Raw genomic sequence first — 26183 nt, 5'->3', positions numbered from 1 at the left:
ACTCTTGCGTTTTTTGAGTTTTATTAATTCGCCACAATATTAACCAATTTATTCGGTACCGCAATAACTTTGCGTACTTGTTTCCCGTCAAGGTGTCTTTGAACGTCCTTGTTTTCAAGTGCTGTTTTTTCGAGTTCTTCTCTTGATAAATCAGCTGGTACAATGAGTTTGCTACGGACTTTTCCATTGATCTGGAAAACTACTTCGATTTCATTTTCCACAAGAGCAGTTTCGTCATAAGTCGGCCAAGCAACATAGCTAATGCTTTCTTTTTCACCCAAACGCTCCCACAATTCTTCTGCTAAATGCGGAGCAATCGGTGCTAGTAATTGCACAAAACCTTTGATATAGTCGTAACATAGAGCTTCTTGTTTGTTTGCTGCATTGACAAAAACCATCAATTGACTAATCGCTGTGTTAAAGGACAATTTCTCAAAGTCCTCTGAGACTTTTTTGACCGTTTCGTTGTAAACTTTGTCTAATTTTCCGTCATTTACTGTCGTAATTCTTTCTCGCATACGTCCATTATCGTTGTCATCAATGATCAATCGCCATACACGGTCAAGGAATTTTCTCGCACCTTCAAGTCCTTCCTCGCTCCAAGCAATGCTCGCCTCGAGTGGACCCATAAACATTTCATACAATCGCAAAGTATCTGCTCCGTATTGGTGAATCACATCATCTGGATTGACAACATTTTTCAGCGACTTACTCATTTTCGCTGGGAATTGTTCCAATGTTTCACCTGTTTCAGTGTGAATGTAGCTTTCTCCTTGTTTTTCCACTTTATCATTTGGCACCAATGCTCCACGACTATCACGATAAGAGACCCCTAAAATCATCCCTTGGTTGAATAATTTTTGGAACGGCTCTTTCGTTGGCACGACACCAATGTCGTACAAGAATTTGTGCCAAAATCGTGCGTAAAGCAAGTGTAATACTGCGTGTTCTGCACCACCAATATAAACGTCCACAGGTAACCAGCGTTTTAATTTCTCACTATCCGCCAATTTTTCCTTATTTTTCGGGTCGATATAGCGAAGATAATACCAACTAGAACCTGCCCATTGTGGCATAGTGTTCGTTTCACGGCGACCTTTGCGACCATTTTCGTCTACCACATTGACCCATTCAGAAATGTTCGCTAGTGGACTTTCTCCTGTTCCGCTAGGCTGAATGTTGTCTGTTTTTGGCAAGCGAAGTGGCAATTCTTCAAGGGTAAGGGCACTCGTCTCACCGTCTTCCCAATGAATAATCGGAATAGGCTCTCCCCAATAACGTTGACGAGAAAACAGCCAATCACGCAAACGATAAGTTACTTTTTCGCCACCTACACCTTTTTCTTCAAGCCATATGTTCATTTTCTCAATCGCAGTCGCTTTATCTAAACCGTTTAGAAAATCTGAATTGATATGCACGCCGTCCTCGGTGTATGCCGCCTTTTCAACATCGCCACCTTCAAGCACTGGGAGAATTTCAAGGTGAAATTGCTTGGCAAATTCCCAATCTCGTGTGTCGTGAGCAGGAACTGCCATAATCGCACCTGTTCCATAGCTTGCAAGTACATAGTCTGCAATCCAAATCGGAATTTTTTTATTGTTGACAGGATTTACAGCATAAGCCCCTGTAAAGACACCTGTTTTTTCTTTTGCCAAATCGGTACGAGCGAGATCTGATTTTTTCGCCGCCTCTTCGATATATTGCTCAACAAGTGGCAATTGCTCTTTTGTCGCAATCTCTTTGACCAAATCAAGCTCTGGAGCCAAGACAGCGTAAGTTGCACCAAAGAGTGTGTCTGGTCTTGTTGTAAAGACGGTGAACTCTTTGTCTGTCTCGTCAATTTTAAATGTTACATTCGCCCCAGTAGATTTCCCAATCCAGTTGCGTTGCATTTCTTTGATAGACTCTGGCCAGTCAACCAATTCCAAGTCTTCTAGCAAACGTTCTGCATATGCGGTAATTTTCAACATCCATTGACGCATTGGCTTACGGATAACGGGATGTCCGCCTCGCTCGCTAGTGCCGTCTGGCATTACTTCTTCGTTAGCTATCACTGTTCCAAGTGCAGGCACCCAGTTTACTGCTACTTCTGCCTCATATGCCAAACCATGTTCGTATAATTTTGTAAAAATCCACTGTGTCCATTTATAATACTCAGGGTCAGTGGTATTGATTTCACGATTCCAATCATAAGAAAAACCAAGAGCATTGATTTGTCGCTTGAACGTTTCAATGTTTTTCTTTGTAAATTCTGCAGGGTCATTTCCTGTGTCAAGTGCGTACTGCTCAGCAGGAAGTCCAAATGCATCCCACCCCATTGGATGCAAAACATTGTAGCCTTTTGCACGTTTGTAGCGACTTAAAATATCCGTTGCTGTATAACCTTCTGGATGCCCTACGTGAAGTCCTGCTCCAGACGGATACGGAAACATATCCAGTGCGTAAAATTTAGGTTTTTCGCCTTCATCATGCGTGTTAAACGTATTGTTCGCATGCCAATATTTTTGCCATTTTTTTTCAATTTCTCTGTGATTGTAAGGCATTGTTTCTCTCCATTCATTATTGAGCAAATCTGCGTTAGACTTGCCTATTATCGTCATATAGTATTAAGATTACCTATTTTTCTCTTTTTTTTCAATAGATACGGGTATTTTTTCTTCTCTTGTGAAGATTTACAAAAAATCAAACGGCGAAATTCCCTCCATGCCAATCATTGCTGAAATATTTTCCTCGTCAATGTCCTCGAGTGTCAAAATATGCTCTGCCTGTAACTCTATTTTTTGTTTTTCTTCGCTAGCATTTTCTCCGCAAATTGTAAACCCAAACTCTGCTAAACGTTCTTTCAACCTCGTTTTGCGAACGGCACTTTCATTTTCCGTTGCAATATGAAACGCCTCGACTTCGCCAAGCAAAATCAAACGTTTCTTCGCTCGTGTAATCGCCGTGTAGAGCAAATTTCTTTGCAACATTCGGCGATAAGGCATGACAAAAGGTAAAATAACCGTATCAAATTCACTTCCTTGAGCTTTGTGAATACTTGTCGCATAGCTAAGAGTAATTTTATTCCACTCACCTCGTGGATAACTTACTTCTACTCCGTCAAAATCAAGGTGCAAAATATCCGTTTTTTCCTCCGTATCTTTTGCATAACTAATCCCTGAAATTCGCCCAAAATCTCCATTAAAGACATTCACTTCTGGAGCATTGACCAAATGAAGAATTTTGTCACCAATTCGATAAATGGTATCGTTATATTTCACTTCTTTTCGTTTTCCTGTGTCATTCGGATTGAAAATTTCTTGGAGCATGACATTCAGTGCGTTAATTCCCGCTAATCCCCGATACATCGGAGCAAGCACTTGAATTTCCGTTTGAGTGAAACCTTTTCCTTTCGCTTTTTCAACAATTTGACGAATGTACGCCTCGATATTATTCGCATAAGAAAAGAAAAAGGAGCGGTCTCGCTTGTTTTCTGCAAAATCTGCTGGCAAATAACCATTTTTGATTTCGTGTGCAAGTGGAATAATCGAAGAATCGCTTTTCTGACGAAAAATCTCCGTCAACTCTCTTTTTGGAATTTCTTCAATTTGCAATAAATCATGCAACACTTGCCCCGGAGAAACCGAAGGAAGTTGATCTTTATCGCCTACAAAAATTACTTGAATGTCTTCGTTAATCGCCTTAAAGAGCATATTTGCAAGCCATGTGTCCACCATTGAAAATTCATCAACAATCAACAAACCACCCTCAAGTTCACGAATTTCCTCATGACCATTTTTTTCATGCCCTGTTAGTCCTAACATTCTATGAATTGTTCCTGCTGGAAGTCCTGCCGTTTCATTCATGCGTTTGCTCGCTCGACCTGTCGGTGCCGCTAGTAAAATCGGAAATGTTTTATGCGTATAATCATCCAATTCAAGGCTGATACCGTTCAATTTAGCGTATAATTCTACTATTCCACGAATAACCGTTGTTTTCCCTGTCCCGGGACCACCCGTTAAAATAAAAAACGGACTTTGAATCGCCTCAATCATCGCCTCTTTTTGACTTTCAGCATAAGTAATCTTGTTATTTTTTTCAATTTCAGAAATACATTTCTCAATTTCTTTTTTTTGATAACTAAGCTCACTCTCGCTTTTTATCATGCGTGATATTTTGCTTGCAACACCACATTCTGCAAAGTACAAGGAGTTTTCAAACAGATTCATTTCCTCCTGCTGAATTTTCCCTTCCTCAACTAAAACGATAATTTCATCTGCCACTCTTTGAGGAGCGATTTCATAAGGTCTAGCTTTCTCTAGCATTTCGATAATTTGCTCTAAAAAACCTTGAGCTTCGGCATACGTGTCGCCCGTTTCAAGAGCATTTTCCATGATTTTGTGCATAATCGCAGCCTGTATTCTACCAGAGCTATCCTCCGAAAAACCGAGCTGTTCGGCAAGTTGATCGGCTTTGGTAAATCCAATCCCGTCAATATCTTCAATTAACTGATAAGGATTTTCATGAATTTTATCCAGAGCATTCGCTTGATATTTGTTATAAATGGCTATGGAGAGTTGCGAACCAAAACCAAATTGATTTAAACCAATCAGTATTTTTTCCATACCATAATTCAGGCGAAGTGTTTCAACGAGCATTTCACGTTTTTTCTTTGTGAAACCTGATACTTTCTCTAAAACACTAGGATCATCCAGTATTTTTTCAATCGCATCTACTCCTAAAATATCTACGATTTTTTCAGCTGTCCGCTTGCCAATTCCTTGAAATTTTTCACTTGAAAGGTACGTTACTACCCCACTTTTTGATGTCGGCTGAATTTGAGCGTAAGTGTCCACTTGAAACTGTTTGCCAAAACGCACGTGTTCGACCATTCTTCCAACAAAATGGTACTCCTCACCTGTTGAAATCGCACCAAATGAGCCTGTGACAACAACTTCATGCTCTAAAAAATCGGTATTGGTATCCAGCATTTCCACACGCATGACTTTATAAAAATTCTGCGGATTTTCAAAATAAATTGCTGCCACTTTTCCGTCAATGTAAAAAGGCTCTTCTTGAAACAAATCCACACCAATCACCGCCTATCATTTTTCGTTTAAATAACTCGTGTCATTCCACAATTCTAACTCAAAAGGTAAATGAAGTCCTTCAGCTTTTAAAATGCTCACCGAATTGTTTTTCAAACTTTCATCTACGGCTCGCAACTGGTCAAGCGAAAAACCAGCCAAATGACGAATAGTTGCCGTTAAAGCAGCTCCATGTGAGACAAATAACACGTTTCCTTTATTTTCCAAAATCGCCTGCATGACCACGTGCGATACTCTATCCAGCACGCTTGTTATCGTCTCACCATGAAAAGCACTTGGGTCATAGTGACTTAAATCATAACGAAGATTGTGCATTTCTTTGGGAAACTTTTGGTGAGCTACCTCAATTAACTCACCTTCCAAATCACCATATCCAAATTCACGGAGATTTTCTGAAAACACAATTTCACAAGGTTGTTTTAATTGGGCATAAATTCCCTGAGCCGTTCTTCTCGCTCGCAAAGACGGAGAGCAATAAATTTTATCAAAGCAAATTTCGCTCAAATAGTCGCCCAACTGCTCAATTTCACCAATACTCTCTGGCAAAAGTGCAGAATCTCCACTTCTCCCTTGCAAACGTCTCTCTAAATTCCACTCAGTTTTACCATGTCGTACAAAATATAAGTTCATTTTATTCTCCATTATTTATCTATTTTATCATTTTCATAATGATGCGTCAGCTCAAGATTTGGGAAATTTTGCTGTCGCAGCGCCTCGTAAATGACGATTGCTGCTGTATTAGACAAATTCAAACTCCGAACATGTTCATCATTCATCGGCAAACGCAGACATTTTTCCTCATTTTCACGCATAAACTCTTCAGGCAATCCCGTTGTTTCTTTTCCAAATAAAAAATAATGTTCTTCATTATCCGCATAATTTTCTTCGCTATATGTCTTATTGGCAAATTTTGTAATCAAATGAAGATTACTCGAAGAAATTTTCGACAAAAATTCTTCCAAATTTTTATAATAATGAATTTCCACATCTTGCCAGTAATCCAGTCCCGCTCGTTTCAAATGCTTATCATCTGTCGAAAAGCCTAACGGCTCAATCAAATGAAGTGGCGTATTCGTCGCCGCACAAGTACGTGCAATATTCCCAGTATTCGCTGGAATTTGCGGTTCAAATAAAACAATATGATTCACGATAAAACTCCTATCTTGTTTTTTTATTATTATAGCATATCGCAGGGGGAGTTTTGTACTGATAGGAAATTAGGGGAGAGCTTTCAAATTTTACAGTTACCACCACCCAAAAACATTAAGAAACCTTGAGTATATAAGGATTCTTAATGTTTTTTTTATTTATTTTTCTTGTTGCGAACGGTTGTTCGCATTATAACAATGTATGTCTATAAAAATCACGAAAACCGCGAGGGTAAGCAGTACGTTTCGACAGTAATTTTAAAAAGTTAAATCAACTTCTCAATATTGAATGGTATAAGAAATACGTTTTTTTCGATAGAGAAACTAAAAAATATGGAAGATAGTTGTGTTAACAAAAAAAATTCAAGCCCAAATCAGTCCTACCCCCTTTGAAATCAAGGACTCTGGCTGATTTAGGCTTGTTTCTTCTGTAAAAGTCGGGATTATAGGGGATTCTTTTTTATTTCAAGGATTTTTTGGAGGTTATTAGTCTAAAAATTTTAGACTAACAAAAATGGGCTTTACCCTCTAAATAATTTTGAAACCATTCAAGTAATAGCACCGAACACCCCTAAACATACTCACTCAAATACTCCCACCGTTCATATTTTTCCTCCAATTGCTTCGTTATTTCGTCTAATTCCTTTTGCAACAAATTTAATTTACCAAAATCGCTGCCATGTTCATTCATTTCCATGTCAATTTCTTCTATCCGTTCTTCTAAAGAAGAAATTTCATCTTCAATCGTCGCCCATTCTTTTTGCTCCATATAACTCAAGCGTTTCTTTTCTTTGATTTTCTCTTTCTTCACTTCCTTCGATTCAATTTTTTTATTTGGCAAATTGAGTAATTCTTCACTCTCTTTTTTATCAAGATAATCCGTCATATTACCATAAAACCGTTCAATTTTTCCATTCCCCTCAAAAATTAACAGTTGATTCATCGTTTTATCTAAAAAATACCGGTCGTGACTGACTGCAATAACAGCACCTGAAAATTGTGCCAAATAATCCTCTAACACTGTCAATGTCGAAATATCAAGATCATTTGTCGGCTCATCCAAAAGCAAGACATTCGGTTGTTCCATGAGAAGTTTAAGCAAATAAAGTCTGCGTTTTTCTCCGCCAGAAAGTTTGCCAATCAATGTACCATGTGAATGTCTCGGAAATAAAAATCGCTCCAACATCTCAGCTACTCCGATTGTTTCACCGTTTGCTGTTTTCACTTCTTCTGCCACACTTTGCAAATAGCGAATCATTCGCTTATCATTTGGCAAATCCTCATTTTGTTGCGTGTAAAATGCAATACGCACCGTTTCTCCAACTTCAAGAGTGCCACTATCAATGTTCAATCGCTCACTTAGCACATTGAGCAAAGTAGATTTTCCAGCACCATTTTTCCCAGTTATCCCAATACGAGCATTCGCCTGCACGAGTAAGTCAAATTCTCTTAAAAGTACATTTTCCCCGATAGAAAGACTTGCTTTCGACAACTCCAACACTTTTTTTCCTAGCCGTTTACTTGCAAAATTCATCTCAACATCGTCATTTATTTTCACTTGATGCAAATTTTCTTTCAAATCGTGAAAACGATTGATTCTCGCTTGTTGCTTGGTTCTTCTAGCCTCTACACCTTTACGCATCCATGCCAATTCTTGCTTAAACAATTGTTTTCTCTTGTATTCTTGGTTTTTTGCTTCTTCTATTCGCACCTCTTTTTGTGCCAAATAGTCTTGATAATTTCCCTTATATTCAACTAAATTGCCAAACTCCAGCTCAAAAATGCGATTTGCCACTGCATCCAAAAAATAACGGTCATGCGTGACCAAAAGAATTGCCCCTTGAAAATTTTGCAAATAATTTTCAAGCCATTCGATTGTTTGATAATCCAAATGGTTGGTCGGTTCATCCAAAAGCAATAAATCTGCCTCTGAAAGCAAAGTATTCGCTAATTGCACACGCTTTTGTTGCCCTCCTGAAAGCTCTCCGATTTTTTTCGACAAAAAATCAACCCCCAGTTTATTCAAAATACTTTTTGCCCTCGCTTCCAAATTCCAAGCATCAAGTTTATTCATCTCTTCCTCACACTTAGAAAATCTATTTTGTGCAGTTTCGCTCATGCTATCTTCTTCCAATGCCAAAAGTGACAACTCATAATTCTTCACCGCCATGATTTCAGCCGTTTCTCCAGAAAACACCGCCTCAGCAACACTTTCATCATCTGAAAAATCATGTTGCTGAGCAAGGTAAGCAATGCGATAATCTTTCGCCATCGAGATAGGCGACACATCACCATCTGCCCCCTCACGCTGTGACAAAATATTCAACAAACTAGATTTTCCAGTACCATTCACCCCAATCAATCCAATTCTATCTTTCTCTTGAATAGAAAACGTTAAATGATTAAATAAATCTTTCTCACCATAAGTTTTCTTCAAATTTTCTACTTTCAATTCTTTCATTCTATTCTTTTCTCCGAACATCTTTAATCTATCAATACTATTATAACAGAGTTTCCATGAAGGAATAAAAAATCATTTCAAATAACATTAGGCAGTTTTATTTATCTTGTGTTAAAATAAAACTGAGATGATAAAAAAACAAAATACCTATATCACAAGGGGGAATTATCATGTTACTTCTCAAAACAATTGTAACAAAAAAAGAAGTGCTGACAACGATTACAGAGGACACTACACTTGAAGCGGCACTTCAAATTTTAGAGGAATCTGGTTTCCGCTGCGTGCCGATACTTGATGAAACAGGGAAAAAATTTCTAGGAAATATCTACAAAATGCACATTTATAAGCATAAATCTGAGGGCGGTGCAATGGATGTTCCCGTTACTCATCTTTTGAAAAACGAAACGAAGACTATTCATCTTTCTTCTTCCTTTTTCAAAGTATTCTTCACTATCAAGGAATTACCTTATATCGCTGTTTTAAACGATGAAGATGAGTTTTACGGTATTTTAACACACTCCGCTTTGCTCAATATGCTCTCACAAAGCTGGAATATACAAGAAGGACGTTATGTCTTGACCGTTGCCTCTACGGGTATCCAAGGAGATCTGGCAACTATGAGTAAAATTATCGCCAAATATGCCTCTATTGCCAGCTGTATCACGCTTGACATCGGAAAAGATGAATACATTCGACGTACCATTTTCACACTTCCGGCAGATACCGCAAAAGAAACCGTTGATGCGATTATAGAAAAACTTGAAAAAAAATCGTTTAAAGTGGTAGAAGTTGAGGTTTTAGAGAAATAGTCGTAACAAAAGACTTTAAAAATAAAAAAACGCATGAAATGAACCTTTTAGAAAATGATGTTGGTTTCTTGCGTTTTTTTCTGTTGTTTGGTTTGATACTAAAAGAATTCTAAAAAAAACATAAACCGTAGTATAATTATCTTATGACTAAACATAATATTACAGGCGAACAAATTCAAGAAGCAAGCCGACTCATCAAACAAGAAAAAGATAAAAAGATTGTTCTAAGGCTTATGGTTATTGTCTTGGAGACGGACTTACTTATTGATTTGCGAGAATGAAATTTGGCATAAATCCAAAAAATAGATGATTCAGAAAACATCAAAATTTTATTTATTCCACCATATACACCTGAGATGAATCCGATTGAACAAGTGTGGGCGAAAATAAGAGAGATTGGATGGAACAATCGGATTTTTAACTCCTTAGAGGAGGTGATAGTTCAACTTTGCGAGACGATAAAGAATTAAAAAAACGAAATGATTAAGAGTATTTGTTATCGACAGTGGATGAGAGTGTTTTTTTAGAATTCGTTTAGTATAAACATGAGAAGATATCAATTGTCAAAATAAAAAGGCAAACCACAAATTGTAGTTTACCTATATTTATACACCGATTATTTAAGTGTAACCACAGCACCAGCTTCTTCAAGAGCAGCTTTCAATGCTTCAGCTTCTTCTTTAGAAACATTTTCTTTGATTGCAGATGGAGCACCATCAACTAATTCTTTTGCTTCTTTCAAACCAAGACCAGTTGCTTCACGAACTGCTTTGATCACTTTCACTTTAGTTCCACCAGCTTCAGTCAATTCAACTGTGAATTCAGTTTGTTCAGCTCCACCAGCAGCTTCTCCACCAGCAGCAGCTACAGCTACAGGAGCAGCCGCAGATACACCAAATTCTTCTTCGATAGCTTTTACTAAGTCGTTCAATTCTAAGATAGTTGCTTCTTTTAATTCAGCAACGATGTTTTCAATGTTTAATGCCATTGTAAAATTCCTCCGTTTTAAGTTAATTGTTTTATTTCAATAAATGGTGTTGCACTTACGCAACAAATTTTTCCTGCATAGAAATTATGCAGCTTCGCCTTCTTTGCTTTCTGCCACAGCGTTGACAGCATATGCCACGTTGCGTACAGGAGCTTGAAGAACTGATAAAAGCATAGAAAGCAAACCTTCGCGGTTTGGAAGTTTTGCAAGAGAGATAATTTCTTCTTTTGAAGAAACTTTTCCTTCCACAACACCACCCTTGATTTCAAGTGCTTCTGCTTCTTTTGCAAAATCGTTGATGATTTTCGCTGGTGCAACAGCATCTTCATTTGAAAACGCAACTGCAGTTGGTCCTGTGAATACTTCGTCAAGACCAGACAATCCAGCTTTTTCAGCAGCACGACGTAGAATAGAGTTTTTGATTACTTTCAATTCAACGCCAGCTTCACGCAAGTTTTTACGCAAAACAGTATCTTGTTCTACGGTTAAACCACGTGAATCTACGATAACAACAGAAGTTGCATTGTTAAATTTACCAGCTACTTCTTCTACTAATGCAGCTTTTTTTGCAATAATTGCTTCGCTCATGTATGTTTCACCTCCGTTTTTATTTGTGGTGAAGATTTTTTACAATAAAAAAACTTCACGTACACAAAAAGACATGAAGGGACAAATGATTTTCTCATATTGTGTCCTCGGTAGGATTTACGAGTCGCCTCACCTACTGTCTTCGGTACAGTTAATTACTTAACCTTAACTATCTTACCATGAAGAAAAAAAGAATGCAAGTGTTTTGTGTGATACTCTAACGTTTGAATAATCGCCATTTCACAACTGCGTTATGGACGAAAACCATAGCTATACTCGCTAAATTGTTTTTCAAATATCGGACCTAATATTTGTTGTTAAATCACTTTATCAACGACTGTGAAAATGCCTAATTGACGCATTTTCCGTTTTCTTTAGGGATTTCAACTCGTAGAGTGGGGTGAGGTTTATATTTGCGTGTCGTATAACAAGGAAAGATTAACAGTTTTTCTTGAAACAAACAATTGTAAACGATAATTATTTATGAAAAGTTTTTTTGTGTGGAAAAATGTAAAAAAGCTAGGACAAAATAGATGAATGTTCTATTTTGTCCTAGCCACTCTAAAACCTTATTCCCCCACTTCCTCAAATTGACTATTATAAAGCTCAGCGTAAAATCCACCTGCGTCAAGCAATTCGTGGTGCGTGCCTTGCTCGATAATATCTCCTTGATTCATTACGAGAATTTTATCTGCATCTTTAATTGTAGAAAGACGGTGAGCGATAACAAAGCTCGTTCTGCCTTTCATCAAGTTGTTCATCGCATTTTGGATTAATTCTTCTGTACGTGTATCTACACTTGATGTCGCCTCGTCCAAAATCAAAATTGGTTTGTCGGCAAGAATGGCACGTGCAATCGTAAGCAATTGTTTTTGACCTTGAGAAATGTTGCTAGACTCTTCGTTTAACTCCATTTCATAACCGCCGGGAAGTGTGCGGATAAAGTGGTCAACGTGTGCCGCTTTAGCTGCTGCATATACTTCCTCATCCGTTGCATCAAGACGACCATAGCGAAGATTTTCCATAATCGTTCCTTTAAACAACCACGTGTCTTGCAAGACCATACCGATATTTTCACGCAAATCTGCACGATTAAAATCTTGGATATTGTGTCCGTCCACTTTGATTGCACCGCTGGTAACATCATAGAAACGCTCAAGCAATTTGACCATTGTCGTTTTCCCAGCTCCAGTAGGTCCTACAATTGCGACCATTTGACCTGCCTCAACATGAGAATTGAAGTCTTTGATGACAATCTTCTCTGGTGTGTAACCAAATTTCACGTGTTCAAAGTCAACCGTTCCTTTTGCTTTGTCGATTTTCACAGGATTTTCAGCAAATTGATCTTCTTCCTCTTCACCAAGAAATTCAAACACGCGTTCTGCTGCTGCTGCCATTGATTGCAACATATTGGAAACTTGTGCAAGTTGAGCAATTGGTTGTGTGAAATTGCGAACATATTGGATAAACGCTTGAATATCTCCAACTGTAATCGTGCCGTTATACGCAAGGACACCACCAGCAATAGCAACTGCCACATAACCAAGATTTCCGACAAAGTTCATGATTGGTTGCATTAACCCAGATAGAAACTGTGATTTCCATGCAGATTGGAACAAAATATCATTTTGTTTTTTAAATTCAGCAAGGGATTTTTCCTCTTCGTTGAACAAACGGACAATATTGTGTCCTCCAATTGTTTCTTCGACTTGACCGTTAATGACACCTAGATATTTCTGCTGAATACGGAAATATTTTTGTGAAAATTTCACGACAACGGCAATCAAAATGGCAGAAACTGGTAAGATGATAATCGTAATTCCTGTCATAAGCGGACTAATGGTCAACATCATAATCGCCACACCGATAATCGTACAAACACTTGTAATAAGCTGTGTAACAGATTGGTTCAAACTTTGTCCAAGCGTATCGACATCATTCGTGATACGGCTCAATACATCTCCAATCGTACGACTTTCAAAATAATTCATTGGCATACGATTGATTTTTTCGCTGATTTCTCTTCTCATGCGATAAGTAATGCGTTGTGTAATAGTTGACATAATCCATCCTTGAATAAAAGAAAAGAATGAACTTAGCAAGTACAGAACAAGCATGAAAATCAAAATGCCTGCAATTTTGTCAAAATTAATATCGCCTGTTCCTTGATATTTCTTAATTAACCCATTAAACAACTCGGTAATCGCCTTAGATAAAATCTTTGGTCCCCAAATCGTAAAAACAGTAGAGGCAATCGCAAAAATCATCACAAAGATTACAGCAATCTTATATGAACCGATATAGGCGAGTAATTTTTTCAGTGTTCCTTTAAAATCCTTTGCCTTTTCGACACTTCCTTGCATACCGCCCATTGGGCCAAATCCGCCTCGTCCTTGTGGGGCTTTATGTTGTGTTGTTGTTTCTTTACTCATGTTTTTCGCCCCTTTCTACTCCGCTTCTTCAATGCCAAGCTCTGAATTATTCAGCTGACTTTTCGCAATTTCTTGATAGGTTTCACTCGTTTGCATCAATTCCTCATGTGTCCCTGTCGCAACAACACGCCCTTCGTTTAATACGACAATCTGGTCAGCATGAAGAATGGTGGAAATTTTTTGTGCAACAATGATCATCGTTGCATCTTTTACATTTTCAGCCAGAGCTTTTCTTAAAGCCACATCCGTTTTGTTGTCAAGTGCTGAAAAACTATCATCAAAAATCATGATTTTGGGTTTCTTCGCAATTGCACGAGCGATAGACAAACGTTGTTTTTGCCCACCTGAGACATTTGTTCCACCTTGGGAAATGGAGCGTTCAAATCCTTCCTCACTTTGTGAAATAAATTCTGTTGCCTGTGCAATTTCAGCTGCTTTTTTCATTTCTTCATCACTAATTTCAGCATCGCCAAACTTAATATTTGAAGCTATATCACCAGAAAAGAGCATTCCTTTTTGCGGTACAAAACCAATCAATTCATGCAATTTATGCAAGCTCAAATCACGAATATCCACGCCATCAATCGTAATTCGCCCACCTGTCACATCGTACAAACGAGGAACAAGATTGACAATCGTAGATTTTCCTGAACCTGTTGAGCCAATCAAAGCAGTCGTCTGCCCTGTTTTCGCTGTGAAATTAATGTGGTGCAACACATCTTCTTTCGCATCTGGAAAATGGAATGTTACGCCTTCAAATTTCACTTCACCAGCAAATTCTTTTTCATCATCACGCACAACTTCCTTGCTCGTAATCGTCGGTGTGGTAGCTAATACTTCTTCCACACGAACTGCCGCAACGTTTGAACGTGGCAAAATAATTGACACCATAGAAAGCATCATAAATGCCATGACAATCATCATTGTATACGTCAAGAATGCCATCATATCCCCAACTTGAAGCTCGCCTTTTTCCATATTGTGTCCGCCAACCCAGACAATTAACACTGAAATTCCGTTCATCAATAACATCATCAACGGCATCATCAAACTCATCGCACGATTGACAAACAATTGCGTTTTCATCAAATCAGTATTCGCCGCATCAAAACGTTTTTCCTCAAATTTTTCACGACTAAACGCACGAATAACTGGAAGTCCTGTCAAAATTTCTCGAGAAACAAGGTTTACTCGGTCAACTAATTTTTGCAACGACTTGAATTTTGGCATCGTCGTTCCGAGCAATACCAAGACTAAAACCAATACAAGACCCACGGCGAGACCTACAATCCATCCCATACCTGTACCTGTTTTCCATACATTGTAAATTCCACCGATACCCAAAATCGGTGCATACAACACTAAACGCATTGCCATGACAAGCCCCATTTGAATTTGCTGAATATCATTCGTGTTCCGTGTAATCAATGAGGCTGCAGAAAATTTATCCATTTCAGCATTTGAAAACTCAAGCGTTCGCTCGTATTGACGAACACGCAAATCTCTTGAGATACTCGCCGCCACATAAGAGGCAATCAATGCCACTAAAATGGAACTTACAACTGAAAGTAGCGTCAAACCAATCATTTTCAACCCTGTTGACCACATATAGTCATTTTGAATTTTTTTCGTATTTTCGCCTAACGCTTTGTATTCGCTACGAACAAATTGCACGCCAACTTGTTGCATAGAGCTTTCAGACAAGTCACCCATTTTTTCTTTCGCTTTATCACGCATTTCGATGAATTGTTCTTTTTTCATCATGCCAGCTTGATAAGCTTTCATCAAAGCGGTCAAATTCGTTTTTTCATCTTTTAATTTTGCCGTTTCTGCGACCATCACCATTGGCAAACTCATAATTTTTGAGAGTTTCTCGCTTGTTTCTCCTTTTTGCAAATCAAGTGTATAAGTTTTTTTATCTCCACTTAATTTGTAATTGTCCTCCACTGTTTTGACTTCTTTATCCGTCATAAACAATTCAAGAGCTTGCATAGAAGTTGAGCGGATTTTTTTAGGTGTCGCATCCTCCACTCCTCCTTGCATAATCCCTACATCCACGATGTCACTTGTCAAATTTGGCAAACTTAAATCACTGTGTGCTTGCACAATAAGCAAGACAACCGCAATCAGTACGGCATACCAATATTTTTTTAGATAACCAAAAATTTTCATGCTTTATTCCTTTCTTTGTCTCACTACGCTCTTGATTTTTTACTTCGTAAATTTCACCTAACTAATTGTATATTATACCTAGGTTAATTGTTAAGCGTTTTGATTTATTTCTCATGATTTTTATAGCTTGTCATAAATTGCTGGATGAGTTCAATAAATTTCCTTGTATCTTCTTCACCCATTTCTTCAAAGACTTTGTACAACGTTTCTCGCCATTCATTTTTACTTTCGTTCACTCGAAGAATACCTTTTTCAGTAATCGAAACTAGGACTTGTCGCCTATCTGTTTTAGACGGTTTGCGTAAAATTTCACCTTTTTTCTCCAAAGCGTTCAAAATAAGTGCAATTCTTGGCTTGGAAACATTCATCATTTCCGCTATCATTTTTGGCGTAATAGACGGTGGAGCTTGCTTTGGCGGTGCAAGTGGCGGAGATTGTGCAAGAAATTTCAACACCACAAGTTCTCCACGTGAACTTTTATCCATTCGCCGAAACGCATTGTTCCGATGATTAATGAATAAATCAACAAGCTCTCTTGCCGATTCTTCTACATAGCTCATTTTTCTCACCTCTTTTTTGAGCGAATATTTTTTATTTACCTTTGATAATTATTAACACTATTAAATATTATTACTAGTAAATAAAATTGTCAATAAAAAGGTACCAAAAAAATAAAAGCTGAAAAAATTGAACAGTTTGACAACGATTTAAAGCGATTAGCTAACAAAATGCTTTTGAAATCTAGCAACAAATATGGAAATTCCACAAAGAAAATAAGCGACAATTGGAGCGATTTTTAAGTTTTCTTATAAAATAAATTACGTTTCTTTTACAAATAGAGTTTATCAAAATATTTTGCTTTAAACTATGGTATTATTTTTTCTATCAGATTATTTAGTTAGGTGGAGAAAAAATGAGAAAAGGCTGGCTTGCACTTTTGAGTGCTTCTGTTATTACAGGTGCGATGAGCTCACTTTTGTATCAGAAAAAACGTGAAAAAAAAGTGCGTCAAGAAAATTTCAAAGATAAATATGTCGGACGTTTCAGTTTTTCTGCACCAAGCGTTACAAGAAAAACAACACATATTTTAGAAATCACAGATTCCTTGAACATTACAATTGATAATATTGCAATGGACGGAAAAATTCTGACGATTGACGATCACAAACTCGTTGTTCAAGATAAATATGGTTATCAAATCACCATTCACGCAGACGAGAAAACACCGATTTCGCTGAGCGATGAGGCAGAGGAGTCGATTGCGATTTTGAAAAGAATTGGCTAATTTTCAGGCAAAAACACACTTCCATTTGAACTACTATACGTTCAATTAGAAGTGTGTTTTTGGTTATTTCACTATTTCTCTATATCCTACGTCCACTTTTTTCCACAACCAGATAACGATAAGGGTCATCCCCTTCTGAGTGTGTGCTAATATATGGATCTTTTGCTAAAGCTGCATGAATTTGCTTGCGTTCAAATGCAGGCATTGGCTCAAGGAATACTGGTTGACCTGTACGTTTCACATTTTCAGCTGTACGTTTTGCCAATCGAGTTAAAACCTCTTTTCGTTTTTCACGATAATCGCCAACATTGATAATGACGGAAACTTTCCCCTCTGCCACTCTATGCACAAACACTTGCGATAAATATTGCAAGCTATTTAGGATTTTTCCGTGTTTTCCAATCAAAATCCCTTGCTTTGTGCTTTCTAAACTCAACGTTGCAACACCTGTGGAATCACGAGAAATTTTCACCAATGCAGGTGCACCCAATTCCTTTGTAATTTTCGTCAAATATTTCGCAAGCTCTGCAAGCGTTGTTTTTTCGTCAAGATTCTCTAAAAATTCATTTCCTTCACTTGCAAGCTCCGTAGGTACTGTTGCAGCAAGTTTGTCAGCACCTACTTCAGACTTTGACGAATTTTTCTTTGCGTCTCCTTCTTCTGCCTGTTTCACTGCTGAGACTACTTTAGAAAGCTCTACCGTTGCTTCACTTGCACTTTTTACTGGTTCTGCTTGAGCACGAATTTCGTCTGGCACACCACGAACAGCATGGCGGTCTGCCTGCATGATTACGTCCTCTGCAATCCCGTCAATCTCTACCTCAGCAAGTTTTCTGCCAAAGCCTAAGAATCCTTTCTTCTCTGTTTGTTTGATATGAACATGAGCTTTTTCTTTTGAAATCCCAAGTTCTTTCAAACCTCTCTCAATCGCTTCTTCGACTGTGCGTCCTTTAAAAATCGCCATATCGAATTTCCTCCTTCGTCTGTGGATTCTCCACCAAATACTCGTTACTTAGCTATTATACTAAAGATTTAAGAATTGGTAAAGAGGATAAGGAAAGAAGGTGTGTATTTCTACAACAACTCCCCCAAAAAATACACCCTCTCAAACAAAAGGGTGTAATCTCCAACTCTTTAAATCCCAGCCATCATTTGTGCGTGTCGTAATTCCATTTTGCGAACGTCTCTTGGCAAAAAGGCACGAATTTCATCTTCGTTAAAGCCAATTTGCAAGCGTTTTGTGTCCATAATCAACGGACGACGTAAAAGGCTTGGATGCTTTTCAACAAGCTCTAGTAATTGCGAGAGCGACATTTCTTCTAAATCCACGTTCAACTTTTGAAACACTTTTGAACGTGTCGAAATAATATCCTCTGTTCCTTCTAAGGACAAGGATAAAATCTTCCGTAGCTCCTCTTTTTTAATTGGACTAGACATAATATTGCGTTCCTTATACTCAATACCATGTCCATCAAACCAATTCCGAGCCTTTCTACAACTCGTACAACTTGGTGAACTAAATAATGTAATCATTTTTTGAAATCTCTCCCTTTTATTTTTTTGGTCCTCCTAATTGTTTCTTTACGTGAATAAAGTGTCATCATTTCCCAACAGACCTTTTTTGAGATAATAGTTTACAAGAATATTCTAAGGTCATAATAAATCCATTAAGGATACCTCTAAAATACTCTATCAAATGAAGTTGTTCCTTTTCCCCTCACACTCATTTATTAAGTATAATGGAAACGCGAGAAAATACAATACCTTTTTCAATTTTATTACAAATTTCATGAAAAAATTTCCTCACCTCAAAGATTTTTTCAATTTTTTAAAAATGTAAAGGGTTTGTTTTTTCAAAAATTAACATTTTGATTTTTCCAAACAAAAGAGGCTCGGACAATACTTCGCACATTCTTTTGAAAAATCATTTTTAGAATGTAAATGAAATATTATCCCAACCTATTATGCTAACCTAACCCGCTTTCGTTTTTATCTCCGAGAGAACGTCATTTTTTTTGACCACTACAAGATTTAACTTGTCAACTATCACTCGTTCATCTGCTGAAGAACATTTTTCCACTTTCACCACGAGTACACGATCGTATATACTCATAACTTCCCCTGTAATTTCACCGTCCACACCGATTGCATGACAACGGTATAATTTCCCTATTTTCACTTCCATAGCTACTTACCTCTCATTAACAAAAGTTTCTTTCAGAAATCAATCTGTTTTCTTTATTGAAAATTTCTCGTTCAACTGGTACCCTTTTCCTTTTTGATTCAAAATAATGGAATCTATCGTTCCATATTCTTCCCTTACTTTTCGACGAATTTTTAAAATCAAATTGCTTAGAAACGGTTGTTTGCTATCATCATATTTTTTGTTCCATACTTTTTCAAATAGCTGTTCATTACAAATAATATCATGATTGGCATTGACAACGCTTTCTAGTACTTGGCTTTCCTTCTTAGACAATCTGATTGGAAAACCATTGACAATCAAGTTATTGTCGTAAATTTCAATCGAATATTTTTCATCATTCCTTTCAGGCATAGAATAATTTGGAATACTCTCTGGCATATCATAGTATCTATACACCGACGCACTTACTTCTGGAGTATTGAACAATGCCTTTAGCTTATACTTGTCGTCTTCAAACTCTTTGGCAGAATACTTCTCCTCTTCCTGTTCGTCGTTTAGTAAAAGAGAAAGATAGTTCACTATTTCTTTTTCTGTTTTTAACAAAGAGAACAAATAATGATAATCTCCATTCAATGTTTCCTTTATTGAAAAAACAGCGATTGGCTTGCTTTGCTTTTGCAAATTCGCAAGGTTCTCCTTTGGCAATTTATTATAGGAAACACTATCAAACAATAGAATATCAAAACGGCGAATAAAATCAAAGTTTCCTTTTAAACATTCTTCTAATTCAGTTTCACTTATCATCACTTCAAAGCCCTTTGCTACTAACTCAAGCATCAGGCTATGCAACTCCTCCTGCAAATCAGAAAGAATAATAAGTTTTTTCTTCATTTTCCTCACTCCTTATTTTTTTGATTCTTATAGAAGAATACGCTTAGCTACTTCGCTAACGCATTGTATAATTTGACTTCGTCAAGATTTCCACCTGTTCTTGTGAGATTATGGTTATGAGCATGGTTCTCCTTCATACTCTTGCTTAGTTGGGGCATAATCTTATTTTTTTGAATCTTTTCACAAGATTTGTAACATACTCTCTAAAATTTTCATGAACGAAATCTCATTATGTCTGCAATTATATATCCTTTTATGTTTTTTTTCAAACAACTCACATTTTTTTCTTGCTAAAAGGGGATTAATTAAACAAAAATTGACGAAAATTTGGACAAATTTTATAAACACGTTTTCTTTCTATCCTTGTCACTACCGATTTTTGCTTTGATAAACCTTGCTGTTACACTATGTTTATTGAAAATTTCTCAAAATATTAAAACCGCTTCCTTAAGAAAATACTTTCCCATTGAAATTTTCCCTTTTTTTTGAGAGAATAGAGTGAGACTATTTTTTTAGAGGTGAAATCTTGGATAATTGGATGGAATATGAATCGCTAGAGCAACAGCTTGTCGAAATAAAAATTCAGTTTTCAGATGCTGTGGCAGATTTTTTGTCCGAGCAGGAAACGTTGCAGGCTGTTGCAAATCTGGAAAATCAAGAGGAGATTGAATTTGATGCGTTAAGTGATGTTAGTGAGCGTCGTGTGGAGGGAAACGAGCTAGACGAAACGTTCTCAAACGCACTTGCAACTTATCGAGATAAAATACAAGACAATCTTATACTAGATGATTTATATGCTCGCTACATTGAGTTAACACATGAATTTGAAGATTTGAATTAAAAACTCTCCTAGAACCGCATTTTGGTATCTAGGAGAGTTTTTTTATTCTGCACGGTTGACTTTGTGTAGGAAATCTAATTGTTCGTAATCGAAGAAAATAATTCTTAAATGATTTTTTCCTTTTTTCAAGTCATAAGACGGATATTCTGTTTTGTTCTTCAATTCGGTGAAAGAAACGTCCTCTAAGCGTTGTTTTAGTTCCTCAATAGGTAACTTCTGAATATTGTGTTTCGGCACGTAGAAACGCAAAACAGAGGTATAATGCTCGTATTCTTTATCATCCTCAAGTTCTACTTCTAAAAACTCACGAATGTAAAATTCATATGCACTCGCTCCCTCATCTAAGGTCAAGCTAGGATTTAACACACGATAATTCATCATTTTTCGCCCCGCATCATCTACCCAAGGGAAAAATGCTTGTGAATTAAGCGTACCAAACATTCGTTGCTCACGATAATCATCATGTAAAAAATCAAAGGTGCGTGTGACAAAATGTGTTGCCTTCTTCTTCTCAATCGGCTGTCCTTGCTGGTTTTGGTATTGCACCGTATGCACGATATTATCCGTAAAAGCATACTCGATAAACGGCTCACGCAAAATGCCCACACCATTACTCCATGCCAAACCGTCAACACCAATTTGGTCACGAAACAGTCGCTGAGATTTTTGATTCGCCTCATGCTGCCAATTATTTGGATTTTTATAAAGTGAAATTTTCATCACGTCATTTTCTAGCGTTTCAATTTCCTCCACTTGTTGCACTTCCTCCAAAATTGGTCGTGGAATGACATTGTAGTAGTACTTACTAAAATACATCTTCCAACAACTCGTCAAGCACAAGCCTTTAAAAAACGTATCATATCCTGCCAACTGATTGCAATCGACAATCAAACGCTGATGACGGTTATACATTTTTGGCAATTTTTCCGTAATTTCTTCTTCTTCAAATATCGCCCTATCTTCTAATCGAGAAGTATTGCTATAAAGGTATTCATCATAACTTCTCAAATAACCATAAAGTCCGTGTTCGCTCATACGATGGTCAAAATAATCAAAAATCATCGGTTCGTTTTGAAAGAAAACTTCATCAAAAAACAAATTTCTAAAAAACAATGTTCCTTTGTAAACATGAACTTGAAATTCACCAGCATCTCCTGTGATTCGCCACCAAAAATCATCCTCCATTGACACGTGTTCTATCCGACTAATGACTTCTTCAACATCAAATTTTCTTGCATTTTCCTGATTGATTTGAAAAGTCGCTGGCTCACTTAACACACGGATCAAAATCATCCAATCTGCAATCGAAGTTTGCAATTCATCCAGATGATAATCAATATATTGTGCAACCATATAAATTTTCTTTTGAGTTTTCATCATGAACACCCCTTTCTTCACTTTGACAAGGTAAAAAAACTTGACTCGCCCTCACTATCACACAATCTTATCTGCGACAATGTATCTCTTTTTTATTTTTCATTCTTTTCTAACATAATTATAACAAAATATTTTCCGTTTGACAGTTAAAACCATGTTTTTTGTAAAATTCTCTTTTTGCTTGTTTTTTCGTATGGTTGGTATTATGAGAATAAGGGATAAAAATGATTCTAACGAAGAATATCACAATCTATCTAACACTAACTTGAAATATATCCCTAACTAAGTTATAATCCCAAGTTTAACAGTTGACAAACCATAAAATCCCTACAAACCTTGCTATACTTCGTTTGTAGGGATGTTTTCTCGCACGAAAAACTACGTACTTTTTCTTATTCGATATGTTTAAAAATATTTTTTAAATTTTTTTGTGAAAGTAGCTGAAAATCGGTATGAAAACCAGCTTGTTCGTGTAATTTGTCCGTTAACTCAGTGCGTGCGTACGTTGGAATATAACCTTCCCCATGTACATTTAAGAAATTCATTTCTTTTAACGTTGTAATAATATCATGTGACGAAAATTGCTCGTGAAGAAGTTTCTCAAGAATACGGAAAATCGTTATCGAAATAAAACAAGTAATGAAATGTGCTTGAATCCTATCATCACGACTAAGATGAACAGGGCGAGCTTTAAATTCACTTTTCATGATTCGAAAGGTTTCTTCGATATCGTTATTTCCTGTCGAGAAATTCTCTAAATAGTTATTACGGATTTTGCCGTTTTTGTCAACGTAGATATTGTAACCTGAAACATAGTACCAACCGTCTTTATTGGATTTTACGAAGACGGTTAGTACTATATTTTTTATAGCCACTTGAAATTTATAGAGTTAATCTACTAAATAAATATCAAATTTCCTAGGAGACATTCCGTTCTCAAAAATTTGTTTTTCTTCATTCCAATACCCTGTAACTCTTGTAATCTCCTCTTCCCAGTAGTATAGCCAGCGTATCATACCTGAAAAGTTTGACTCCGCTATCGCAATGGTATCATTGTAAGAAGTACAACTTATTTTATTAAAGTTATTAATTATTAATACATATCCTAGCTCATTATTCAACCAGTCTAAGTCCATCATATAGTCATTTAAAGCATTGAAGTTTGTAACTACATAAGGAAAACAAAATTCTTTAGAAAATTTGGTTAAAAATGAAGTATTATCCTTTAAAACCTCACTCTCTATTTCTGAAACAAAATACTTTTCCTTAAGTAGTTTATTTTTTAGTTCTTCTTTTTCTTCCTTGGATATTCTAAAAATTTGGTTTTTCACGTTTCACCTTCTAACATTCTTGTTGTAGCAAAATATATATCGCTACAACAAGAATTAAATACTAATTAATTTTTATAATCCGTCCGAGAACTACTGTCGTATATATTTCGCCAGCAGAGAGAAATTGGTATCTCTTTTTTAGTAGGAAAAATCTATCACAGCCGTTCATAATCTTTATAAACACTTTTCAATTGAGGAATTAGTTCTTCTTCTCGCTCTATAATATATACATAAGAGGAATCAAATACTACTATTTCCTTTTCAGCTAAGGCATGCTGAATAAGGACTGGGGTTTCATAGTAAATAGAATAACCATTTTTCTCATTATATTCTACAAAAGGAAGTGGTACAGACATTATCCTATCAACAGAAATACTTTTTGGAAAAGCTGAAAAAACAGACCAAATAAATTGTATTTCCTTATTTTCCATAATCTCGATAAGTTTTTCTCCCTCAACAAACACATATTTTTGTGTCAAAAACATACTGGATTCAAATATACTCTCCCACTCTTCATTTTCCCACTCTAGAGAAATACCCCAATTAAATTTTGAAATAATCTCTCTCGTAGGAGTGAGAATATCTAGGAAATTAAGAATATAGTTATGTTTTAATCTTTCTATACTAATTCCTATCATTTTCCTCTGACACCATCTTTCCATAAATGTTCATGGGGATATTCTGGATGCTTTTTAGAATTTCCATGGTTAGTTAAGTCTAAATCTCTGTAAACATCCCCGTTTTTGTCATACCAACGTCGTTGAACATGATTCCCATTCTTATCATAAATATCCATTGAAGAATTTGGTTCTGATTTTATCGGATTTTCCCCGGGTTTTCCATGCTTATGATTTTTGAACGGAGTATAATCATATTCATTACCTTGATTTGACATTATTTTTTCTTTTGGCAGTGGCTCAACTCCAGCTTTCTTATCACTCGGATTCTTAGCCTTCTTCACCTTACTCGGCGGCAATTTCCAAGTTCCAAGTATATGCCCATATCCGCTATATGTCATTTGAACCAACAAAGCCAGTGCTGACAGCTGTTGAGCTGCTTTCAACCAACCTGTATTCGGATTGCCCTCTCCGCTTATCGCCTTAAATAGAGTCTCTAAAATATCATTATTTCTTGTCGAGAAATTCTCTAAATACTTATCACGGATTTTGCCGTTTTTGTCAACGTAGACATTGTAACCTGAAATATAGTACCAACCGTCTTTATTGGGCTTGCCAAAGGCAGCCTCTAAGTTTTCTTGTCGCCGTTGTTCTTCTGTTTTAAACTGGGAGTTTTTATTATCCTCTCACTTTCCGTACCCTCGCCTTTGCACATACCAGTATTGTCTAGGCTTGTGTCATTCGTTCTCCAACACGAATATTGCTAGAAGTCGTATAGAAATTATTCTGAAATTCATAGCTCGTTTACAAATACTACAAGGTGCTACCTCACAAATTGCACCTTGTAGTAACTTTAAAATTATAATTGTTTTTATTTAATAAACCAAATACACATCAAATTTCTTTTTCTTCCCCCCCATAACTACATTTTCTACTTCTTCTTCCCAAAATTCCATCCAAAATAAAACTCTTGAAAAATTATTTGGAGCATTTTCAGGATAAGGATAAACTATTGATTGAGCATTATTAATAAACAGTATATACCCTTTATCATTTTTTAGCCAATATAAATCGGTCATAACATCATCTAACCAATTAAAATTCTCTATATTTCCATTGTACTCAAATGCTCTTTTCATCTCCGCTAAATAAGTTTTATCATCAGTTAAGGCGGTAGCGTTTATCTCTGTAACGAAATATCCCTCTATTCTTAGTTCAGACTTGATTTTACTTTCTTCTTGAAGAGAAATTCTTTTAATTTGGTTCTTCATCTTATTCTCCTTTACTTAATTTTAACAAAAGAATTATAATGATCTTTTGTATAATACACAGAACCATCAGACCCTCTGACAAGTCTTTCTTTATCTCGACTACCTAACTGAGAAGAATAATTATTGACATCAAATTCTTTATACGTAATTATTCTTCCTTTAGAGTCCAATTTGGGCAAGACTTCGTCATTATTTCCCCATTTTTTCCTGCTTTGGTTCCTTGAGTTTGTCCGACTACATTTCCTTTCCAACCTCCTTTTTCATACTTCTGATAAATATCTTGGACATGGCTAGGCAAATCATTCAACGACTTTTGAGCAATAGATTGGCTATTCCTACCAGTAGATTGTCCGTTAGTGGTCTTTTTACCATTGACTTTGTTTTTTCCACTAATATCCACAGTTCCCTTAGAGACATAGTAAGCACCATACACCGTTCCTGCAAAATCTGTAATCGTGCCTGCCCAAGCTGCATATTGGAATTTTTTCGCCTCTTCGTCACTAATTTTTTTACCTGTATGAGGATGAACACCTTTTTTGGATAGCTCAATATATTTTTTATAAACTTCCTCTACACTATCTGTAACTTGTACCAAATTATATTTGGACGAATTATCCTCCAAAACATTATCTTTACTATCTTCACACTGTTTTTTGACAGTCGCCAATCCACGTTTTCGCGTTTCGATTACGGCTACTTTTTTACCATAAACCGCCAACTGCTGAGGATTGTTCAAATC

The 26183-nt window shown here is 36.6% G+C and carries 25 protein-coding genes, 3 pseudogenes and 1 other annotated feature; of the genes and pseudogenes, 5 read left to right on the top strand and 23 right to left on the bottom strand.

Annotated features, from left to right (window positions below; genetic code table 11):
* Window positions 1-23 precede the first annotated feature (23 nt).
* The 5 genes from leuS to B5D30_RS07170 form a co-directional block, all read right to left on the bottom strand.
* Complete coding sequence (gene leuS, locus B5D30_RS07190; protein WP_078807385.1) at window positions 24-2543, bottom strand: leucine--tRNA ligase; 2520 nt, start codon at window positions 2541-2543, stop codon at window positions 24-26.
* Between the two features lie 129 nt (window positions 2544-2672).
* Window positions 2673-5063, bottom strand: coding sequence for an SF1B family DNA helicase RecD2 (gene recD2 / locus B5D30_RS07185; RefSeq protein ID WP_407675495.1), 2391 nt, complete (start codon window positions 5061-5063; stop codon window positions 2673-2675).
* A 21-nt stretch (window positions 5064-5084) separates the two neighbouring features.
* Complete coding sequence (locus tag B5D30_RS07180) at window positions 5085-5717, bottom strand: histidine phosphatase family protein (protein ID WP_078807383.1); 633 nt, start codon at window positions 5715-5717, stop codon at window positions 5085-5087.
* 11 nt (window positions 5718-5728) lie between these two features.
* Window positions 5729-6238 carry a tRNA (uridine(34)/cytosine(34)/5-carboxymethylaminomethyluridine(34)-2'-O)-methyltransferase TrmL gene (gene trmL / locus B5D30_RS07175; RefSeq protein WP_144399524.1) on the bottom strand — a complete coding sequence of 170 codons (510 nt, stop codon included), beginning with the start codon at window positions 6236-6238 and terminating at the stop codon, window positions 5729-5731.
* Window positions 6239-6806: 568 nt separating this feature from the next.
* Window positions 6807-8696: an ABC-F family ATP-binding cassette domain-containing protein gene (locus tag B5D30_RS07170; RefSeq protein ID WP_078807423.1), complete on the bottom strand. Its 1890-nt coding sequence runs from the start codon at window positions 8694-8696 to the stop codon at window positions 6807-6809.
* A 170-nt stretch (window positions 8697-8866) separates the two neighbouring features.
* Here B5D30_RS07170 and cbpA point away from each other — a divergent pair, with 170 nt between their 5' ends.
* From cbpA to B5D30_RS14460, 3 genes are all read left to right on the top strand, one after another.
* Window positions 8867-9505, top strand: a complete 639-nt coding sequence (cbpA, locus tag B5D30_RS07165; protein ID WP_078807381.1) for a cyclic di-AMP binding protein CbpA — start codon at window positions 8867-8869, stop codon at window positions 9503-9505.
* A gap of 143 nt (window positions 9506-9648) precedes the next feature.
* Entirely contained in the window at window positions 9649-9786 is a 138-nt protein-coding gene (locus tag B5D30_RS13655; protein ID WP_159443253.1) for a hypothetical protein, read from the top strand.
* Window positions 9787-9798: 12 nt separating this feature from the next.
* On the top strand, window positions 9799-9975 hold the full coding sequence (locus B5D30_RS14460) for a transposase (protein WP_144399526.1): 177 nt from the start codon (window positions 9799-9801) through the stop codon (window positions 9973-9975).
* 146 nt (window positions 9976-10121) lie between these two features.
* Here B5D30_RS14460 and rplL read toward each other — a convergent pair whose 3' ends face one another.
* From rplL to B5D30_RS07135, 6 genes and pseudogenes are all read right to left on the bottom strand, one after another.
* The gene (gene rplL / locus B5D30_RS07155; RefSeq protein WP_078807379.1) at window positions 10122-10493 is read right to left on the bottom strand and encodes a 50S ribosomal protein L7/L12; all 372 of its coding nucleotides are present in this window, start codon (window positions 10491-10493) and stop codon (window positions 10122-10124) included.
* An 84-nt stretch (window positions 10494-10577) separates the two neighbouring features.
* A complete protein-coding gene (gene rplJ / locus B5D30_RS07150; protein ID WP_078807378.1) occupies window positions 10578-11081 on the bottom strand; it encodes a 50S ribosomal protein L10 in 504 nt (167 codons plus the stop codon).
* Between the two features lie 38 nt (window positions 11082-11119).
* Window positions 11120-11245: a sequence feature (ribosomal protein L10 leader region), on the bottom strand.
* A 90-nt stretch (window positions 11246-11335) separates the two neighbouring features.
* Window positions 11336-11499: pseudogene (locus B5D30_RS14070) on the bottom strand (group II intron reverse transcriptase/maturase); the annotation flags it as partial.
* A gap of 151 nt (window positions 11500-11650) precedes the next feature.
* Window positions 11651-13513, bottom strand: coding sequence for an ABC transporter ATP-binding protein (locus tag B5D30_RS07145; RefSeq protein ID WP_078807377.1), 1863 nt, complete (start codon window positions 13511-13513; stop codon window positions 11651-11653).
* Between the two features lie 15 nt (window positions 13514-13528).
* Complete coding sequence (locus B5D30_RS07140) at window positions 13529-15685, bottom strand: ABC transporter ATP-binding protein (RefSeq protein WP_078807376.1); 2157 nt, start codon at window positions 15683-15685, stop codon at window positions 13529-13531.
* Between the two features lie 104 nt (window positions 15686-15789).
* A complete protein-coding gene (locus B5D30_RS07135) occupies window positions 15790-16245 on the bottom strand; it encodes a MarR family winged helix-turn-helix transcriptional regulator (protein ID WP_078807375.1) in 456 nt (151 codons plus the stop codon).
* Window positions 16246-16598: 353 nt separating this feature from the next.
* Here B5D30_RS07135 and B5D30_RS07130 point away from each other — a divergent pair, with 353 nt between their 5' ends.
* Window positions 16599-16970: a DUF4828 domain-containing protein gene (locus B5D30_RS07130; RefSeq protein WP_078807374.1), complete on the top strand. Its 372-nt coding sequence runs from the start codon at window positions 16599-16601 to the stop codon at window positions 16968-16970.
* A 79-nt stretch (window positions 16971-17049) separates the two neighbouring features.
* Here the strand turns inward: B5D30_RS07130 and jag are convergent, their stop codons facing one another.
* The 4 genes from jag to B5D30_RS07110 form a co-directional block, all read right to left on the bottom strand.
* Window positions 17050-17934 carry an RNA-binding cell elongation regulator Jag/EloR gene (gene jag / locus B5D30_RS07125; protein ID WP_078807373.1) on the bottom strand — a complete coding sequence of 295 codons (885 nt, stop codon included), beginning with the start codon at window positions 17932-17934 and terminating at the stop codon, window positions 17050-17052.
* A gap of 170 nt (window positions 17935-18104) precedes the next feature.
* Entirely contained in the window at window positions 18105-18503 is a 399-nt protein-coding gene (spx, locus tag B5D30_RS07120; protein ID WP_078807372.1) for a transcriptional regulator Spx, read from the bottom strand.
* A gap of 439 nt (window positions 18504-18942) precedes the next feature.
* On the bottom strand, window positions 18943-19155 hold the full coding sequence (locus B5D30_RS07115) for a hypothetical protein (RefSeq protein ID WP_078807371.1): 213 nt from the start codon (window positions 19153-19155) through the stop codon (window positions 18943-18945).
* Between the two features lie 39 nt (window positions 19156-19194).
* Window positions 19195-20007 carry a winged helix-turn-helix domain-containing protein gene (locus B5D30_RS07110; protein ID WP_078807370.1) on the bottom strand — a complete coding sequence of 271 codons (813 nt, stop codon included), beginning with the start codon at window positions 20005-20007 and terminating at the stop codon, window positions 19195-19197.
* A gap of 526 nt (window positions 20008-20533) precedes the next feature.
* Between B5D30_RS07110 and B5D30_RS07105 the strand changes: the two genes are divergently transcribed.
* Complete coding sequence (locus B5D30_RS07105; RefSeq protein WP_078807369.1) at window positions 20534-20848, top strand: hypothetical protein; 315 nt, start codon at window positions 20534-20536, stop codon at window positions 20846-20848.
* 42 nt (window positions 20849-20890) lie between these two features.
* On the opposite strand, the gene B5D30_RS07100 is transcribed toward B5D30_RS07105, so the two are convergent.
* The 8 genes and pseudogenes from B5D30_RS07100 to B5D30_RS13650 all read right to left on the bottom strand — a co-directional run.
* Entirely contained in the window at window positions 20891-22228 is a 1338-nt protein-coding gene (locus tag B5D30_RS07100; RefSeq protein WP_234984638.1) for a hypothetical protein, read from the bottom strand.
* Between the two features lie 389 nt (window positions 22229-22617).
* Window positions 22618-22956: pseudogene (locus tag B5D30_RS07095) on the bottom strand (IS1634 family transposase); the annotation flags it as partial.
* Window positions 22957-23115: 159 nt separating this feature from the next.
* The gene (locus tag B5D30_RS07090) at window positions 23116-23556 is read right to left on the bottom strand and encodes a barstar family protein (RefSeq protein WP_078807366.1); all 441 of its coding nucleotides are present in this window, start codon (window positions 23554-23556) and stop codon (window positions 23116-23118) included.
* Window positions 23557-23711: 155 nt separating this feature from the next.
* Window positions 23712-24194: a hypothetical protein gene (locus B5D30_RS07085; RefSeq protein WP_078807365.1), complete on the bottom strand. Its 483-nt coding sequence runs from the start codon at window positions 24192-24194 to the stop codon at window positions 23712-23714.
* Entirely contained in the window at window positions 24191-24619 is a 429-nt protein-coding gene (locus B5D30_RS07080; protein ID WP_078807364.1) for a hypothetical protein, read from the bottom strand. The genes B5D30_RS07085 and B5D30_RS07080 overlap by 4 nt, the downstream gene beginning before the upstream one ends.
* A gap of 429 nt (window positions 24620-25048) precedes the next feature.
* Window positions 25049-25444 (bottom strand): barstar family protein, encoded by a 396-nt coding sequence (locus tag B5D30_RS07075; protein WP_078807363.1) that lies wholly within the window; start codon window positions 25442-25444, stop codon window positions 25049-25051.
* 11 nt (window positions 25445-25455) lie between these two features.
* Window positions 25456-25695 (bottom strand): ribonuclease domain-containing protein, encoded by a 240-nt coding sequence (locus B5D30_RS14455; RefSeq protein WP_078807362.1) that lies wholly within the window; start codon window positions 25693-25695, stop codon window positions 25456-25458.
* A pseudogene (locus tag B5D30_RS13650) lies at window positions 25593-26183 on the bottom strand (hypothetical protein); the annotation flags it as partial. The gene B5D30_RS14455 and the pseudogene B5D30_RS13650, both read right to left, overlap by 103 nt.

The organism is Pilibacter termitis (assembly GCF_900167335.1).
Lineage (GTDB): Bacteria > Bacillota > Bacilli > Lactobacillales > Streptococcaceae > Pilibacter > Pilibacter termitis.
This window is presented reverse-complemented; position numbering and strand designations above follow the sequence as displayed.

Bases quoted from the DNA above. Each gene is read 5' to 3' on its own strand.
- leuS (WP_078807385.1), bottom strand. From the start codon at position 2,543: ATGCCTTACAATCACAGAGAAATTGAAAAAAAATGGCAAAAATATTGG.
- B5D30_RS07180 (WP_078807383.1), bottom strand. From the start codon at position 5,717: ATGAACTTATATTTTGTACGACATGGTAAAACTGAGTGGAATTTAGAG.
- B5D30_RS07170 (WP_078807423.1), bottom strand. From the start codon at position 8,696: ATGAAAGAATTGAAAGTAGAAAATTTGAAGAAAACTTATGGTGAGAAA.
- cbpA (WP_078807381.1), top strand. From the start codon at position 8,867: ATGTTACTTCTCAAAACAATTGTAACAAAAAAAGAAGTGCTGACAACG.
- B5D30_RS13655 (WP_159443253.1), top strand. From the start codon at position 9,649: ATGACTAAACATAATATTACAGGCGAACAAATTCAAGAAGCAAGCCGA.
- rplL (WP_078807379.1), bottom strand. From the start codon at position 10,493: ATGGCATTAAACATTGAAAACATCGTTGCTGAATTAAAAGAAGCAACT.
- rplJ (WP_078807378.1), bottom strand. From the start codon at position 11,081: ATGAGCGAAGCAATTATTGCAAAAAAAGCTGCATTAGTAGAAGAAGTA.
- B5D30_RS07145 (WP_078807377.1), bottom strand. From the start codon at position 13,513: ATGAGTAAAGAAACAACAACACAACATAAAGCCCCACAAGGACGAGGC.
- B5D30_RS07140 (WP_078807376.1), bottom strand. From the start codon at position 15,685: ATGAAAATTTTTGGTTATCTAAAAAAATATTGGTATGCCGTACTGATT.
- B5D30_RS07135 (WP_078807375.1), bottom strand. From the start codon at position 16,245: ATGAGCTATGTAGAAGAATCGGCAAGAGAGCTTGTTGATTTATTCATT.
- B5D30_RS07130 (WP_078807374.1), top strand. From the start codon at position 16,599: ATGAGAAAAGGCTGGCTTGCACTTTTGAGTGCTTCTGTTATTACAGGT.
- jag (WP_078807373.1), bottom strand. From the start codon at position 17,934: ATGGCGATTTTTAAAGGACGCACAGTCGAAGAAGCGATTGAGAGAGGT.
- spx (WP_078807372.1), bottom strand. From the start codon at position 18,503: ATGATTACATTATTTAGTTCACCAAGTTGTACGAGTTGTAGAAAGGCT.
- B5D30_RS07115 (WP_078807371.1), bottom strand. From the start codon at position 19,155: ATGGAAGTGAAAATAGGGAAATTATACCGTTGTCATGCAATCGGTGTG.
- B5D30_RS07110 (WP_078807370.1), bottom strand. From the start codon at position 20,007: ATGAAGAAAAAACTTATTATTCTTTCTGATTTGCAGGAGGAGTTGCAT.
- B5D30_RS07100 (WP_234984638.1), bottom strand. From the start codon at position 22,228: ATGATGAAAACTCAAAAGAAAATTTATATGGTTGCACAATATATTGAT.
- B5D30_RS07085 (WP_078807365.1), bottom strand. From the start codon at position 24,194: ATGATAGGAATTAGTATAGAAAGATTAAAACATAACTATATTCTTAAT.
- B5D30_RS07075 (WP_078807363.1), bottom strand. From the start codon at position 25,444: ATGAAGAACCAAATTAAAAGAATTTCTCTTCAAGAAGAAAGTAAAATC.